Consider the following 14,817-nt stretch of genomic DNA (forward strand, 5'->3'; position numbering starts at 1 on the left):
AGGCTTATATGTTTACAAATGAAGAGAAGCAGGCAATTTATAAAGTTATATTTTCAAGAAGGGATGTACGGAATTTTATGCCCAATCCAGTGGATGAGTCAGCTGTAAAAAGAATACTGGAAGCAGCTCACCATGCGCCATCTGTTGGATTTATGCAGCCGTGGAATTTTATTTTGATCAATGAAGATAACATAAAACAAAAGCTGGCCTGGGCAGCAGATAAAGAACGGAGAGCACTGGCGATCCATTATGAAGATGATGAGCGGTCATCCGCATTTTTGAAATTAAAAATTGAAGGATTAAAAGAAGCGCCATTATCGATTTGCGTTACGTCCGATCCGTCAAGAGGCGGATCACATGTATTAGGGCGAAATTCGATACCGGAAACAGATATGATGTCGACCGCATGCGCCATTCAAAATATGTGGCTTGCTTCCTGTGCAGAAGGATTAGCGATGGGGTGGGTCAGCTTTTATAAGAAAGCAGACATAAGGGACATATTAGGAATCCCTCATCATGTTGATCCAGTTGCATTAATCTCAATAGGATACACAGATCTATATCCGAAAGAGCCTATTTTAGAAACGGCAAAATGGAGAAAAAGAAAAGAACTGGACCAGTTAATTTATTATAATAAGTGGGGAGAATCATAAAAAAAGATTTCCGGCTTTTTGCCGGAAATCTTTTTTTATTTATTATTTAGTATCCGGTGCAATAGGAATGCCGGGACGGGAAGAATCACTGCCGCCAAACAGTTCTCCAGTATCCGGATTGATTAAAACAGCCTGCACGTTGCCAATTGAGAGAGCAATGGAGTCAAATTGAAAATTCATTTTCTCAAGTCTCTGTTTAGCTGATTCCGGAATGCCAGCTTCCGGCCAAATGAGCGGCCCGGTGCCATTATAAATCCGAGGCTCTTCGATAGCGTCTTTAACATCCATTCCATAATCTAAAATATGAATCATTGTTTGCAAAACAGAGGTGGGAATGGTCGGTCCGCCTGGTGATCCGAGTGTTAAAACAGGTGCACCGTCTTTAAAAACAATGGTCGGTGTTTTCATGCTCACAGGGTATTTACCTGATTCAACTGAATTAATCCCGGCCGGATCCGGGTCAAAATCGGTCATATCATTGTTTAATAAAAACCCGTAGCCTGGCACCATAATACCAGAGCCGAAAAAGTGCTCTAACGAAGACGTGCAGGCAGCGATATTGCCTTCTTCGTCAACCGCAATAAAGTGGGTCGTATCCGGACCTGGATCGGTCGTGCCCGCATTTTTATGATGAGGCTGTTTGTCATCATATTCCCACGGGTTGCCTTCTGTAATGTCAGCATTTCTAAATTCAAAATTAATGAGTTTTACTCTGTCATCTAAATATTGTTTCGTTAAAAGCCCATTTAATGGGATGTCATAAAATGCGGGATCACCCATAAAAGCAAGTTTATCGGCCGTCATAATCCGCATCACTTCTGCAAAAAGATAATATTTTTCCCATGAATGAATGTCATATTGAGCAATATCCACTTTTTCAAGCAGCTTCAGCATATAAAGAAGAGCAAAGCCGCCGCCATTTGGAGGTGCAGGAACAGCCACTGTATAATCTTTATAAGTTCCGTTAATTGCTTCTGATACGGTTGCTTCATATGAAAGCAAATCTTCTTTTTCCATAAATCCATCAAATGATTGAACGATTTCGACTATTTTATCAGCAATTTCTCCACGATAAAATACGTCCGCTCCTTTTTCCTGCAAAAGTTTAAGTGTTTTTGTCAGCTCTTTATTAACGACAACTTCTCCTTCTGTAAGAGGAACACTATCCGGAAAAAAGAATGTTTTTGCTTCCTTGCCCAGCCGGTCGCTAAACCGCTCTAAGCCTGTATTCCATGTTAAATTCACACGCACGCCTTTTTCAGAAAGCTGTACAGCAGGCTCCATTACATCAGACCAAGACATCGTGCCAAACTCAGCCAATGCTTTTTCTACTCCTTTTAAAATCCCAGGTACCGCAACAGCTGTACCCGGGGTTGAGCGCTCCAAAAAAGGAATGACATCTTGATGCTCATCGACAAAAACATTTTTATGGGCTTTTTTCGGTGCTTTCGAATGCCCATTTACGACGAATGTTTTCTTTTTCTTTACGTCATAGTACATAATAAAACCACTGGCTGCGAGCCCGGTATTGAAAGGCTCTGCTACAGCAAGCGCAAATTGCATGGCCGCAAGTGCGTCCATCGCATTTCCGCCTTTTGATAAAACATCAGCGCCAATGGCTGACGATTCTTCTGTCGCACTTGCGGTCATGCCCTTTTTTCCACGGGCACGCTGTTCGTGTAAATCGTTTTTCTGGTTTTTCCAAATATGATCCATTGTCATCTAGTTGTCCTCCGTTTTAAGCTGAGATAGCCTTTCAATTGTTTTTGCGAGTAAAGCGGTCCGTTCAATGAGCGAATCAACAACGGTATATTCGTTTGTTTCGCTGTGTGAAAATTCTCCAACTGGTCCCATTCCATCAATAGTTGGAATGCCTTCTGCTGCCGTAAATGAGGCATCAGACGCACCACCGGTAGATTCTCCATGGATCATTAACCCTGCTTGTTTGCCTATATCTTTTACTTCTTTAAGGAGCTGTTTGGATTCTTCCGTTTCTTCCATTGGCGGGCGGGCAATTCTTCCTTCCACTTCCGTATCGGTCCCATGAACTGTGTCTTCTTCGGCAATGGCGTATATATCCTTCACCACTTCGTCTGCCTGCTGCTTATTATTCACACGGACATCAATAACCGCTTCCGCTTCTGGTGACACGGTATTGGCGGACGTCCCGCCTTTAATTAACCCAACATTAACAGAAAGGCCATTTTCATGATCATTTAACTGCTGCAATTTAATAATTTTATGCGCGATTTCTTCAATGGCGCTTCGTCCAATTTCCGGCTCTACACCCGCATGGGCACTTTTGCCGGACACCCGCATCGTGAACCGGCCAACCCCTTTGCGGGAGGTGACCACCCCCTCGTTTAGACGCCCGCATTCAACGACTAAGCTGTATTTCTTCCCATCTGCCGCTTCTTTAATTAATGCTTTAGAAGAAGGAGAACCAATTTCTTCATCGCTGTTAAAAAGAATATGCACATTATGAAAAGCAAATGAATCAATTTCTTTAAGTGCTTTCATTGCGTAAAGAACTTGAACATGACTTGCTTTTTCATCATTCACACCGGGACCGTAAGCTTTGCCGCTAATGATTTCAAATGGCCGGTTTTCCGCTTCTCCGTCCGGAAAAACAGTATCTATATGGGCGATAATTAAAATGCTGGGGTGTTTGGCATGTGGGGAAGTGATGCTTAAATGGTTTCCATATTCTTTTTCGCGGTGAACAGCAACGGACATCCCGATCTCTTCAAATTCCCTTTGTAGAGCCATGCCAATATTATCGACGCCTTGTTTATCGTAAGAGTTACTGTCTATATTGACCAGCTTCTCCAAAAGTTCAATCATGTTTTCTTTTTCCTGCTTTAAATAGGTAATCAACGACTATTCCTCCTTGTAATTCTCTTTTAGGTTTACCCGAAAAAACAAAATACATAAACGTACGTAACAAACATGGTAAAATAGAAGTAGAATTCGTCTCAATTAAAGGAGTTTTTGTTTTGTTTATTTCTGAAACACAAGTAGAAGTCCGCTATGCAGAAACAGATGCGATGCAGGTTGTGTATCACGGCCAGTATGTTGTCTGGTTTGAAATCGGCAGGACTGGGTTGATTAAAGATTTAGGTTTTCATTACGCGGATATGGAAAAAGCGGGATTTGTTTCGCCGGTAACGGATATTCAGCTGTCCTATAAACGCCCGTTTCGGTATGGGGAAACGGCAACCATCCGCACATGGATTCAATCACACAGCGGCATTCGTACGACATATGCGTATGAAATTGTTAATGAAAAAGGCGACATATGTGTAATCGGTTCAAGCGTACATACAGTGGTCAATAAAGAAACATTCCGGCTGGTGAAATTTAAAAAAGAATTTCCGGAATGGCACGCTGTATATGAGAAAGAAAAACAGGATCAATAATGGCATTTGGACTAAAGCGGGCGGACGTTGAAAAGTGGAAGAAAGAAGTGGCCATGGGCGAGATTTCTTTTTTAACGCATTATTGGCAGGACGACCGTTTTCCGCATTGCCGGACGGTCACAAAAGCGGGTTGCCTTGATGTGGAAAAATTAATAAGCTGGGGCCGGCAATATGATTTAAAGCCGGAATGGATTGATATGCGCAATCCATCCCGGCCTCATTTTGATTTGCTTGGTGAGAAGCAGCTTTTCATTTTAAAGCATGAAAAGCTTTTTCATCATATTGAGCGATTTAATCTTGAGTAGCCCCTGTTTCTTTTATGTAGTCATAATCAGGTTCTTGCAGCGCAGCATTAAATCCTACCTTTAGGTGGTGGTTGTCAAAATACCAGACATCTTTTTCTTCCACGAAGTACGTGATGCCGTCATGCACGGCGGTGACAGCCGGTTCAACCGGCTCGTCTTTTGCCACACCAAGCGAAAAACCTTCATGAAGCGGACTTGACCCGCCGTACCGTACGTAAAAGCGGACGGAATCCCCTTTTCCCACTTGCATTTCTTCTTTGAACCATTTTTTTGCTTGGCTGGTGATATCGATTTTCACACCGGATCACTCCATTCTTTTTTTCATAGTGTAGCATGGAAACGGGCTTACTCAAAATAGTTCACAACAACGTGAGGAAAGAAGGTCTTCCCATGGATCAAACAATTGTTGTAAAAGGGAATACCGTACAAGAAGCGATTCATAAAGCACTCAACATGATGAATACTTCTGTAACGGATGTGAACATTATGATTCTTGAAAATGGCGGAACCACTTTCTGGGGCTTGCAAAAAAAAGAAGCTGTTGTACAAGTGACAAAAAAAGATGGGCCGGACCTGGCTGTTTTAAATAATCAATTATTGACGGCAGAAGAGAAAACGGTAAGTGAGCCGAAACAAGCATTCATGTGAAGCTGAACCGAAAGAATTAGCGGACGGCACAGTAGATTATCGAGAGTCCAGTTTTATTCCAACTGTCGGAGAAGGAGTACCCATTGCAAAAATAACACAAGCGGTTCCTGGAACACCTGGCGTCACTGTTAAAGGAGAACAACGTCTCCCAAAACCCGTAAAAGGAATCGTCATTCGCGCGGGAAAAGGAGTGCGAATGCTTGGTCAAGAAGAAATTATTTCCTTAATGTCTGGCCGGCCACATGTCCAGAAACGCGGCAATCGGGTAAAGATAGACTTGTTAAAACAATATGAGCATGATGGAGATGTGAATTTAAAGAGCGGCAATATGTATTTTGACGGCGACATTCACATAAAAGGAAATGTCGATGACGCCATGAAAGTCGAGGCTAAAGAAGACGTGGCCATTGACCGCTCCGTTTCAAAAGCAGCTGTTCAATCGGGGCATTGTATCGAGGTAAAAGGCAATGTCTTTTCCTCGACTCTGTCATCTGGAAAATCAAACATGATTGTATCCGAATTAACCAATACTTTACAGGAAATCGTCATCCATTTGGAACATGTCCAAAAGTCACTTCATTTTTTACTTAACGAAGCAAAAATCAGGAAGCTTGAAGTGTCACAGACGTGGGATGTATTTCGGCTCATAACCGGCAAAAAAAATGCACCAATGATAAGTGAAATTAAACAATTTATTCAAAAAACAACCCGCTGCCATAATTTGATTGATGAGGAATGGAGCGGATTATCCATGCATTTGTATAAACTCTTTTTTACACTTCCGCCTTATGTAAAAGGCGGTTCTGTTTATGCTGGCACGTTCATTAAAATAAAAGAAGCCGGGTCCGAAAGTGGGGTTAAAACAAAGTTTGACATCCAGGCAATCGGGAGAATTGAATTTTTGAAAGTACATCTTGAAGTAAGCGTTCAATTTGGTATGAAGCAGCTCACCTTTTATCATGAAGAAGGACCGGTGTGCTTATTTGTTGGAGAAGACGGCCTCATTAAAAAAGCCAGTTTAACGGGTGACCGTTAAACCGGCTTTTCTATTTGTTTTTGCCGGAAGACACTTTTGGTTCCGTCCCATTACGCAAACGGATAATATTAGCACGATGACGGTAAATCACAAAAAAGGATAATGCGACAACGACAGCCAAAAAAGGGAAATCCTTTGTATAAATCGTATGAATAACAGCGTAAATAAACGCCGCGACGGCTGCGGAAACAGACGCTACGGAGACGTACTTTGTAATCAAAAGAACGCTCACAAAAATCGCAGCTAAAAGCAGGAAAAATAAAGGACTGTAGGCAAGTAATACACCTGCAGAAGTGGCGACCGCTTTTCCTCCTCTAAATCCGGCAAATAATGGAAATATGTGACCGATGACTGCAAAAAGACCTGCTAAAAGCGGGTGGACACCCGTAACGAACCCTTGCCAATGAAGTAAAATTGGGATTAAAGTAGCGGCGGTTCCTTTTAAAATATCAGCTGCTGTCACGAACGAACCGGCTTTTTTGCCGAGTACACGAAACGAATTAGTCGCACCTAAATTACCGCTTCCATGCTCGCGGATATCAATGCCGAAAAATGCTTTTCCTGCAATCAGGCCGGATGGAATCGAACCTAAAAGGTACGCGATGATTAAAATAAGTGCTGGAATCAATTTCTCATTCTCCCTTTTTGTATTGTATAATCATGTGCATGACGTTCTCATTCATTTTACCACGGGGATAAGAATGGCGGGAAAATTATTTCGGTTGATTCTCACGGGAAAGTAACGTACGCTTTAAAACGGAATCGACAAACGTATTGGAGAACACTCGACTTTTATGATATGATAGTTAGGAACATACGTTTTATGTGCGGGTGTTGGAAAGAGAGGGGACTTAGTTCATGGCGGATGAAACAAAAAAATCAGTGTATAATGATGACTCCATCCAGGTTCTCGAAGGGCTTGAAGCTGTTCGAAAACGTCCGGGGATGTATATAGGATCAACAGACGGTCGTGGGCTTCACCATTTAGTGTATGAAATCGTTGACAACTCGGTTGATGAAGCGCTCGGCGGACACGGAACCGAGATCAATGTCACGATTCATAAGGATAATTCAATTAGTGTTCGTGACTACGGACGGGGCATGCCGACCGGAATACATCGAACAGGCAAACCAACAGCAGAAGTAATTATGACGGTTCTTCACGCCGGCGGAAAGTTTGGACAGGGCGGCTATAAAACGAGCGGTGGCTTGCACGGGGTTGGGGCTTCTGTTGTGAATGCCCTGTCCCAATCGTTAACAGTGACGATTTGGCGCGATGGCTTTCAGTACGAGCAGCATTTTGAACATGGCGGCAAGCCGGTCACGACGCTTGAGAAAAAAGGAAAAGCAAAATCGACCGGTACGCAAATCTATTTTAAGCCGGATGAAACGATTTTCTCGACGACTGTTTTTCAGTTCGATACGCTCAGTGAGCGGCTGAGAGAATCGGCTTTTTTATTAAAAGGGTTAAAAATTACACTTGAAGATAAACGAAAAGACCGCGAACAAAAAGAAGAATTCTTTTTTGAAAACGGCATAGAAGAATTCGTTAAATATTTAAATGAAGAAAAAGATACGCTTCATCCGGTTGCTTCGTTTGAAGGCATTCAAAATGAAATTGAAGCGGAATTTGCGTTTCAGTTTAACGATGGTTTTTCCGAAAACATACTATCGTTTGTCAATAACGTCCGCACAAAAGATGGCGGTACACATGAAGCCGGCGCGCGAGCAGCAATGACGCGCACATTCAATGAATATGCGCGTAAAAGCAGTTTGTTAAAAGAGAAAGATAAAAACTTGGAAGGAACCGATATTCGGGAAGGATTGACGGCCATTGTCTCTGTTCGTGTGCCAGAAAACCTTTTGCAGTTTGAGGGACAGACAAAAGGAAAACTTGGAACAGCAGAAGCCCGATCAGCTGTAGATCAAGTCATCTCAGAAAAATTGCTTTATCTTCTGGAGGAAAACCCGGATGTAAGCGCGCTGCTCATAAAAAAAGCGGTAAAGGCTGCACAGGCTCGTGAAGCGGCCCGTAAAGCACGGGAAGACGCCCGTAACGGCAAAAAGCGCAAAAAAGGAGAATCCATTTTGTCGGGGAAATTGACACCAGCCCAGTCACGCAACCCGGAACGAAATGAACTGTATCTTGTCGAAGGTGATTCAGCCGGCGGCTCGGCAAAGCAGGGACGTGACCGGAAATTCCAGGCAATTTTACCGCTTCGCGGAAAAGTGATCAATACAGAAAAAGCCAAGCTTGCCGATATTTTTAAAAATGAAGAAATCAATACAATTATTCATGCGATCGGCGCGGGTGTAGGACCGGATTGTGTTGTGGGTGACGCTAATTATGACAAAGTCATTATTATGACTGATGCTGATACGGATGGAGCCCATATTCAAGTTTTGCTTCTTACCTTTTTCTATCGCTATATGAAGCCGCTTATTGACAGCGGTAAAGTATATATTGCTATGCCGCCGCTTTTCAAAGTATCAAAAGGAACAGGAAAAAAAGAAGTAGCCGAGTATGTTTGGACAGAGCGTGAGCTGGATGCTTTGCTGAAAAAAATGGGCAAAGGCACGACAATTCAGCGCTATAAAGGATTAGGTGAAATGAACGCAGAACAATTATGGGAAACAACGATGGACCCGGAAATGAGAACACTGATCCGTGTCACGATTGACGATGCAGCGCGCGCAGAGCGGCGGGTAACTGTTCTAATGGGGGATAAAGTTGAACCGCGCAGAAAGTGGATTGAATCGAACGTTGCGTTCGGATTAGAAGAAGAAGCAGTGCTCTTAGAAAACGAGCAGTTGTCCGGCAGCAGGGAGGAATAAGCAGTGGAAAAGGAACATATTCAAGAATTGCCGCTTGAGGACGTCATGGGCGACCGATTTGGCCGGTATAGTAAATACATTATTCAAGAACGGGCGCTTCCGGATGCACGAGATGGATTAAAGCCGGTGCAGCGCCGTATTTTATTTTCAATGCATACAGAAGGCAATACGCATCAAAAGCCGTTTCGAAAAGCGGCAAAAACCGTCGGGAACGTCATCGGTAATTACCATCCTCACGGTGATTCATCTGTTTATGATGCGATGGTCCGGTTAAGCCAGAACTGGAAATTGCGGACACCGCTTATTGAAATGCATGGCAATAACGGATCGGTCGACGGCGATCCGCCAGCAGCCATGCGGTATACAGAAACAAGACTGTCCGCCATTGCCGGCGAATTATTAACGGATATTGAAAAAAGAACGGTCGATTTTATTCCGAACTTTGATGAAACGACAAACGAGCCGGTCGTCTTGCCGGCCAGGTTCCCGAATTTACTTGTGAATGGGTCAACAGGAATCTCGGCGGGTTATGCGACTGAAATTCCACCTCATCGGCTCGATGAAGTCATTGACGCCGTAATCATGCGAATGGAAAAGCCGGAATGTACGGTTGAAGACTTAATGACGGTTCTGTCTGGTCCTGACTTTCCGACGGGCGGTATTATTCAAGGAATTGACGGTATTGAAAAAGCATATAAGACAGGAAAAGGGAAAATTGTCATTCGCGGCAAGGCAGAGATCGAAGAAGTGCGTGGCGGACGCCAGCGTATTGTTATTACAGAAATTCCATATGAAATTAATAAAGCATCGCTCGTAAAGAAAATGGATGATTTACGTGTCGACCGAAAACTGGACAGCATTGCTGAGGTACGCGATGAAACAGACCGGACGGGTCTTCGTGTGGTCATTGATTTGAAAAAAGAAGCGGATGCTGGACTTATTTTAAATTATTTATATAAAGCGACAGACTTACAGATAGCCTACAATTTTAATATGGTCGCTATTTACAATAAGCGGCCAGTTTTAATGGGGCTGCACCGTTTGCTTGATGCATACATTGAACATCGGAAGGAAGTAGTGACAAACCGATCTGCTTATGACCTTGAAAAAGCAAAAGCCCGGCACCATATTGTGGCAGGGCTTATGAAAGCTTTATCGATTTTAGACGAAGTTATTGCCTGTATTCGTTCATCAAAAGACAAACAGGACGCGAAAAATCGGCTGGTAGAGCAGTTTGAATTTACTGAAGAACAAGCAGAAGCGATCGTCACGTTACAGCTTTACCGTTTGACGAATACGGATATAACGGCGCTTGAAAAAGAATCTGCTGAGCTTGAAAAAACGATTGGGCAGCTGCAGGCGATTTTAGAAAGTGCGAAAAAACTTGAATCTGTCATCAAACATGAGTTGAAAGACATGAAAAAAACGTATGCGACGGAGCGTCGAACAGTCATCGAAGCAGAGATTCAGGAAATTAAAATTGACCAAAAAGCAATGATACCAAGTGAAGATGTTCTCGTTTCGGTAACGCGTGAAGGATATATTAAGCGGACCGGTTTGCGCTCGTATTCGGCATCCGGCGGTCTGCCCGCGATGAAAGAGTCTGACGGGCTCACTTTTAAGCAGGAAATGAACACGACCGATGTACTGCTCGTGTTTACGAATAAAGGCAGTTATTTATATTTGCCCGTGCATGAATTGCCGGACATTCGCTGGAAAGACGCTGGACAGCACGCATCAGGCATTGTCAGCGGATTTAAAGATGAATCGATTATCGCAGCGTTTTCAGTCCGTGACTTTTCAACAAAGCAATTTATTTTGCTGGCGACGAAAAGCGGGATGATCAAACGAACTGAGCTTGCACAATTTAACGTGCAGCGTTATTCACGTCCGTTAACCGCTATGAACGTAAAAGGGGACGATGAGGTGTGTGCAGCGGCTATGACAGACGGCAGCGGCCACGTTCTTATGATTACGCATTATGGCTATGGGCTGCGGTTTGCGGAAGAAGAAGTGCCGGTTGTCGGACCACGTGCCGCTGGGGTAAAAGGCAACAGTTTAAAAGAAGATGATTACACAGTCGCGGTCATTGTATCAAACGATGCTGAAGATGCTCAGTTCATTGCGGTGACAAATCGCGGATCTGCGAAACGTGGCGGATTTGGCCAGTTTGAACAAGCGTCACGTGCTAAGCGGGGTGTCGTATTATTACGGGAATTAAAAGCAAATCCGCATCGCATCGTTGGTGCAGCGCGTCTGGATGAGAGCCGTGATTATTACGTGCGCATGAAAAAAGGTGCTGATGTAAAAGTAAATGTGAATTCATTAAAGAAAGTAGACCGCTACTCGAATGGTTCTTTTATTGTCGACGAAAAAGAACAAGGAGCGGTTCAAATGCTTCTTATTACTGAAAAAGAAGCAGAATAGGAAAAAAGCTTCACGATCGAAATGACGTGAAGCTTTTTTTAATACATTATGTGCAAAATTCAAATTAGTATAAAAAAAACAAAACAACTTATATAATGAGAAAGACGAAGGTAACATCAAGCTGAGGAGGCGAAAGCATGCAATGGATAGCCGGATTGCTGTATATGTTTATTTACGCAGTTCCTGTTTTTTTCATCACGTTGTTTATCAAGCTGTTTAAATCCGAACAAAAGTGGAACCGTCGAGTAAATGGAAAAAAAGACTCCCCTCATGAAAAATAGCTTATGTTTCTATTTATTAAACTGTTTAATAAAATATATACGCGAGAGAAAAAAGAGGAAGAAACCCCTCCTTCATTAACAAAAGAAGAAGAGTTGTTAACTGAAATTCGTGACTTGCTAAAATCCAACAAGCTATAAACTTGCGTCCAGACAAATGTCCGGGCGTATTTTTTTATCGTTATTTCGACAGGCGAAACATTTTTCGTGCGTTCTAAACAGCCATATGCTATGATTGACTGCATGGTCAAATAAAAAACTGTTCGGTTGGTGTCGGAAATGAAAGAGAAAAAAAGAAAAATTTTGCTGACGGCTATGAAGTTGTTTTCAAAAACGAGCTTCCACCAAACATCGATGCAGCAAATTGCCGATGTATGCGGCTTGTCAAAAGGCAGTTTATATACGTATTTTAAGTCAAAGGAAGAATTGCTTTCCGATATTTTTACGTATTATTACCAGATGCTTCATGATCAAATCGCAGCCGCTAAAGACGAATCGGACAGCCTTCAAGAAGACTTTATCCGAGAGATCGCGATTCGTACGCGGCATTATTGTGCGTTTCAGGAATTTTTTATGATGCAGCTGAAAGAAATTCGCGGACTTGAAGATCCGTCTTTAAATGAATTCGTCCGCAGGGAAAATTTTCATTTAATAAAGCAGACTGAAAAGCGGATTATAACCATGTATGGAGAGGAGATTGCTCCTTATGCGGCTGATTTGACTGTTTCTTTAAAGGGATTAATGATTTCATACCTAAGAGAAATTATCGAAAGAGAATCACGGCAAGATTTTGACCAGCTGGCCCATTATTTATTTAAGCACCTGGATGCTTCTTCCAAGTGGATGCTCGATGAAAAACCGGAGCCGATTTTCAGTTCTCATTTAGATAAAAGAGAAGAGCCGCAATGTGCGCCGGGTATTCATCCTCTTCACTTTATTAAGAAGCTGAAGGAAATGGCTGTTCAGGAAAAAGCATCGGCTTTTGTGCTGGATTCGATTACAATTTTGGAAAAAGAATTACTTGATGTAAAACCACGCACAGCGATTTTTAATGGGATGCTGTTTAACTTGAAAAGCATACCATCCATGAAGCCACTCGCAGAAGAGCTAGAACAGGCTGTGCAAAAAATGCCTGAAACGATTCATTTATAAAAGAAAGAAGGCTTTACATGTCGAGACAACAGATACAGCAATTTCCGCTGTTAATTTTAATGATGAACATGTTTATCGTCATGACCGGAATTGGGCTTGTTATCCCGATTATGCCGACGATCATTCATCAGTTTGGGGCAGGCGGAAAAACATTCGGATTTCTTATTGCGACGTTTGCGTTTGCCCAGTTTTTATTTTCACCGCTTGCTGGTGATTTATCAGACCGGTATGGCCGGAAAAAATCGATCATTTTCGGTCTTGTTTTATTTTCACTTGCTCAATTTTTATTCGCATTTTCTAACCATTTAGCGCTTTTATATGTATCACGTATGATCAGTGGTATTGGTGGGGCATTTATGATTCCATCGATGATGGCGTTTGTGGCGGATATTACGACAGTGGAAACGCGCGCAAAAGGAATGGGCCGCCTTGGGGCAGCAATGTCTTTCGGCTTCGTTGTTGGACCAGGCGTCGGCGGGTTTTTAGCTGCATTCGGCCTGCGGGCTCCTTTTGTCATTGCTGGAACAGTTGCGGCAATGGCAGCGGTCCTTTCCGTTTTCTTTTTGAAAGAACCGGTAAAAGAAGGAGCAAAAGCATTATCAAAACAAAGGGAATCGCTTGTAAAGCAGCTGGCTCTTTCCACGAAAAAGCCTTATTTTATTTTGCTCGTTATGATGTTCACCTTGTCATTCGGGCTTGCGAACTACCAATCAACAATTAGTTTGTTTACAGATCAAAAATTCGGCTTCAGCCCATCGGATATTTCCATTTTGATGGTTGTGGGCGGTTTAGTTGGTGTCATCGTGCAGGCCTTTGTGCTCGATCGAGTGTTAGAGCGTTTTGGGGAAGTACGGATTATGAATACAATGCTTGTTGTTGCGGCTCTATCGATGATCAGTATTTTGTTTGCGACTGGTTTTATATCGGTATTGCTTATTTCGGCAGTATTCTTTACCGCGGCTTCCTTACTGCGTCCGTCCATCAACACGACTATTTCGAAAATGGCCGGCAATGAGCAGGGCTTTGCTGCCGGCATGAATAATGCATACATGAGTATTGGAAATATGATCGGTCCCGCGCTTGCAGGCATGTTATTTGATATCAACATGGGGCTTCCATATATTTTTGGGGCGATTATTATTGTCGTCACGCTTATGATTTGTATTCGCTGGGCGAGAGGAAAAAAGCATCGGGATGTCCCCAGTTCAGTACACTAAAAAAGTGCGGATTCTACATCCGCACTTTTTTGTCTTTTAAAGTGAAAATCTCCCGTTTGCAGGTGAAGGCGCAAGCGGGGGATTCATCTATGCTCTTAAGGCAAAATCGACAACGTCATCCGGTACAGCTGCTTTCGAGGTTTCACCTGAGATAAGAGATTCGTGATCGTACCCCCATGAGGCCCAAACAGCACGAAGCCCTGTTTTCATGCAAGCATCAATGTCGCGCTGCTCGTCGCCGACATAAAAAACCTCTTCATGTGAATAATCGTATTGTTTTAACAGCTTTTTGATCATTTTATCTTTGCTGAAAATATATTTGGACGATAAAATGTCGTGAATATAATCAATCCCATTCGATTTTAAGCAGTGATCGATGATATCTATTGCATTAGATGAAATAATCGCAATGTGAATGCCACGGCTACTTAATTCATCAAGCATTTGTTTAATGCCGGGGAAGAGCGGAAGAGAGGCTTTTGATTCGCGCACGGAACGGTACAGCTTCGGAGCAGCAAATGGGATGCTGCGCATTGGGAAATTTAAATGGCGGCAGCGCTCAGGAATGCTCATTTTCTTTAAATCATCAAGTTCCTCATGGGCAACTTGATTGTAGCCTTCTTTTTCGGCGAAATCGTTGTATGCCTTTATAAACACTTGAATAGAATCAGAGATGGTGCCATCAAAATCAAATATGACACATTTTGTCATCGGAATCACTCCTTCGATCGGGACAGCGTTGTCCGCGTATACTATTTAGTTTAACACCCCAGGGCTGGATCAAACATAGAAAACACATAATTTCAACACAATCTTAACATTCTGCTATAATGAGTAATGGAAAATT

At 42.8% G+C, this 14,817-nt stretch carries 15 protein-coding genes and 1 pseudogene; 11 read left to right on the forward strand and 5 right to left on the reverse strand.

The window, feature by feature from the left end; translation table 11 throughout:
- Nucleotides 1-8 precede the first annotated feature (8 nt).
- Nucleotides 9-653 (forward strand): 5,6-dimethylbenzimidazole synthase, encoded by a 645-nt coding sequence (gene bluB, locus VQ00_RS15360; RefSeq protein WP_046181007.1) that lies wholly within the window; start codon nt 9-11, stop codon nt 651-653.
- A gap of 42 nt (nt 654-695) precedes the next feature.
- Here bluB and ggt read toward each other — a convergent pair whose 3' ends face one another.
- Nucleotides 696-2,375 (reverse strand): gamma-glutamyltransferase, encoded by a 1,680-nt coding sequence (ggt, locus tag VQ00_RS15365; RefSeq protein WP_046181008.1) that lies wholly within the window; start codon nt 2,373-2,375, stop codon nt 696-698.
- Nucleotides 2,376-3,530 (reverse strand): M20 family metallopeptidase, encoded by a 1,155-nt coding sequence (locus VQ00_RS15370; RefSeq protein WP_082091599.1) that lies wholly within the window; start codon nt 3,528-3,530, stop codon nt 2,376-2,378.
- 119 nt (nt 3,531-3,649) lie between these two features.
- Here VQ00_RS15370 and VQ00_RS15375 point away from each other — a divergent pair, with 119 nt between their 5' ends.
- Nucleotides 3,650-4,072, forward strand: a complete 423-nt coding sequence (locus VQ00_RS15375; RefSeq protein ID WP_046181009.1) for an acyl-CoA thioesterase — start codon at nt 3,650-3,652, stop codon at nt 4,070-4,072.
- Entirely contained in the window at nt 4,072-4,377 is a 306-nt protein-coding gene (locus VQ00_RS15380) for a hypothetical protein (protein ID WP_046181010.1), read from the forward strand. The genes VQ00_RS15375 and VQ00_RS15380 overlap by 1 nt, the downstream gene beginning before the upstream one ends.
- Here the strand turns inward: VQ00_RS15380 and VQ00_RS15385 are convergent.
- The gene (locus VQ00_RS15385; protein WP_046181011.1) at nt 4,364-4,675 is read right to left on the reverse strand and encodes a HesB/YadR/YfhF family protein; all 312 of its coding nucleotides are present in this window, start codon (nt 4,673-4,675) and stop codon (nt 4,364-4,366) included. The genes VQ00_RS15380 and VQ00_RS15385 overlap by 14 nt on opposite strands.
- Before the next feature lie 92 nt (nt 4,676-4,767).
- On the opposite strand from VQ00_RS15385, the gene VQ00_RS15390 reads away from it, so the two are divergent.
- Together VQ00_RS15390 and VQ00_RS15395 are read left to right on the forward strand one after the other, a co-directional pair.
- The gene (locus tag VQ00_RS15390; RefSeq protein WP_046181012.1) at nt 4,768-5,025 is read left to right on the forward strand and encodes a Jag N-terminal domain-containing protein; all 258 of its coding nucleotides are present in this window, start codon (nt 4,768-4,770) and stop codon (nt 5,023-5,025) included.
- Nucleotides 5,000-6,061, forward strand: a complete 1,062-nt coding sequence (locus tag VQ00_RS15395) for a FapA family protein (RefSeq protein WP_046181013.1) — start codon at nt 5,000-5,002, stop codon at nt 6,059-6,061. The genes VQ00_RS15390 and VQ00_RS15395 overlap by 26 nt, the downstream gene beginning before the upstream one ends.
- A gap of 10 nt (nt 6,062-6,071) precedes the next feature.
- Here the strand turns inward: VQ00_RS15395 and plsY are convergent, their stop codons facing one another.
- Nucleotides 6,072-6,689, reverse strand: coding sequence for a glycerol-3-phosphate 1-O-acyltransferase PlsY (gene plsY / locus VQ00_RS15400; protein WP_046181014.1), 618 nt, complete (start codon nt 6,687-6,689; stop codon nt 6,072-6,074).
- Nucleotides 6,690-6,919: 230 nt separating this feature from the next.
- Here plsY and parE point away from each other — a divergent pair, with 230 nt between their 5' ends.
- The 6 genes and pseudogenes from parE to VQ00_RS15420 all read left to right on the forward strand — a co-directional run bounded on the left by parE (nt 6,920) and on the right by VQ00_RS15420 (nt 13,970).
- Nucleotides 6,920-8,896: a DNA topoisomerase IV subunit B gene (gene parE, locus VQ00_RS15405; RefSeq protein WP_046181015.1), complete on the forward strand. Its 1,977-nt coding sequence runs from the start codon at nt 6,920-6,922 to the stop codon at nt 8,894-8,896.
- A 3-nt stretch (nt 8,897-8,899) separates the two neighbouring features.
- Nucleotides 8,900-11,323, forward strand: a complete 2,424-nt coding sequence (gene parC / locus VQ00_RS15410; protein WP_082091601.1) for a DNA topoisomerase IV subunit A — start codon at nt 8,900-8,902, stop codon at nt 11,321-11,323.
- A 137-nt stretch (nt 11,324-11,460) separates the two neighbouring features.
- On the forward strand, nt 11,461-11,604 hold the full coding sequence (locus VQ00_RS18690) for a hypothetical protein (protein ID WP_156154087.1): 144 nt from the start codon (nt 11,461-11,463) through the stop codon (nt 11,602-11,604).
- Between the two features lie 3 nt (nt 11,605-11,607).
- Nucleotides 11,608-11,742 (forward strand): annotated as a pseudogene (locus VQ00_RS19240) (large conductance mechanosensitive channel protein MscL); the annotation flags it as partial.
- A 138-nt stretch (nt 11,743-11,880) separates the two neighbouring features.
- The gene (locus VQ00_RS15415; RefSeq protein WP_046181016.1) at nt 11,881-12,753 is read left to right on the forward strand and encodes a TetR/AcrR family transcriptional regulator; all 873 of its coding nucleotides are present in this window, start codon (nt 11,881-11,883) and stop codon (nt 12,751-12,753) included.
- A gap of 17 nt (nt 12,754-12,770) precedes the next feature.
- Complete coding sequence (locus VQ00_RS15420; RefSeq protein WP_046181017.1) at nt 12,771-13,970, forward strand: MFS transporter; 1,200 nt, start codon at nt 12,771-12,773, stop codon at nt 13,968-13,970.
- Between the two features lie 87 nt (nt 13,971-14,057).
- Here the strand turns inward: VQ00_RS15420 and VQ00_RS15425 are convergent, their stop codons facing one another.
- Nucleotides 14,058-14,681, reverse strand: a complete 624-nt coding sequence (locus tag VQ00_RS15425) for an HAD hydrolase-like protein (protein WP_046181018.1) — start codon at nt 14,679-14,681, stop codon at nt 14,058-14,060.
- Nucleotides 14,682-14,817 lie beyond the last annotated feature (136 nt).

It is taken from the genome of Domibacillus tundrae, assembly GCF_000970675.1.
Taxonomy (GTDB): Bacteria; Bacillota; Bacilli; order Bacillales; family Domibacillaceae; genus Domibacillus; species Domibacillus tundrae.

Bases quoted from the DNA above. Each gene is read 5' to 3' on its own strand.
- VQ00_RS15390 (WP_046181012.1), top strand. From the start codon at position 4,768: ATGGATCAAACAATTGTTGTAAAAGGGAATACCGTACAAGAAGCGATT.
- VQ00_RS18690 (WP_156154087.1), top strand. From the start codon at position 11,461: ATGCAATGGATAGCCGGATTGCTGTATATGTTTATTTACGCAGTTCCT.
- VQ00_RS15415 (WP_046181016.1), top strand. From the start codon at position 11,881: ATGAAAGAGAAAAAAAGAAAAATTTTGCTGACGGCTATGAAGTTGTTT.
- VQ00_RS15420 (WP_046181017.1), top strand. From the start codon at position 12,771: ATGTCGAGACAACAGATACAGCAATTTCCGCTGTTAATTTTAATGATG.
- VQ00_RS15380 (WP_046181010.1), top strand. From the start codon at position 4,072: ATGGCATTTGGACTAAAGCGGGCGGACGTTGAAAAGTGGAAGAAAGAA.
- parE (WP_046181015.1), top strand. From the start codon at position 6,920: ATGGCGGATGAAACAAAAAAATCAGTGTATAATGATGACTCCATCCAG.
- ggt (WP_046181008.1), bottom strand. From the start codon at position 2,375: ATGACAATGGATCATATTTGGAAAAACCAGAAAAACGATTTACACGAA.
- VQ00_RS15425 (WP_046181018.1), bottom strand. From the start codon at position 14,681: ATGACAAAATGTGTCATATTTGATTTTGATGGCACCATCTCTGATTCT.
- bluB (WP_046181007.1), top strand. From the start codon at position 9: ATGTTTACAAATGAAGAGAAGCAGGCAATTTATAAAGTTATATTTTCA.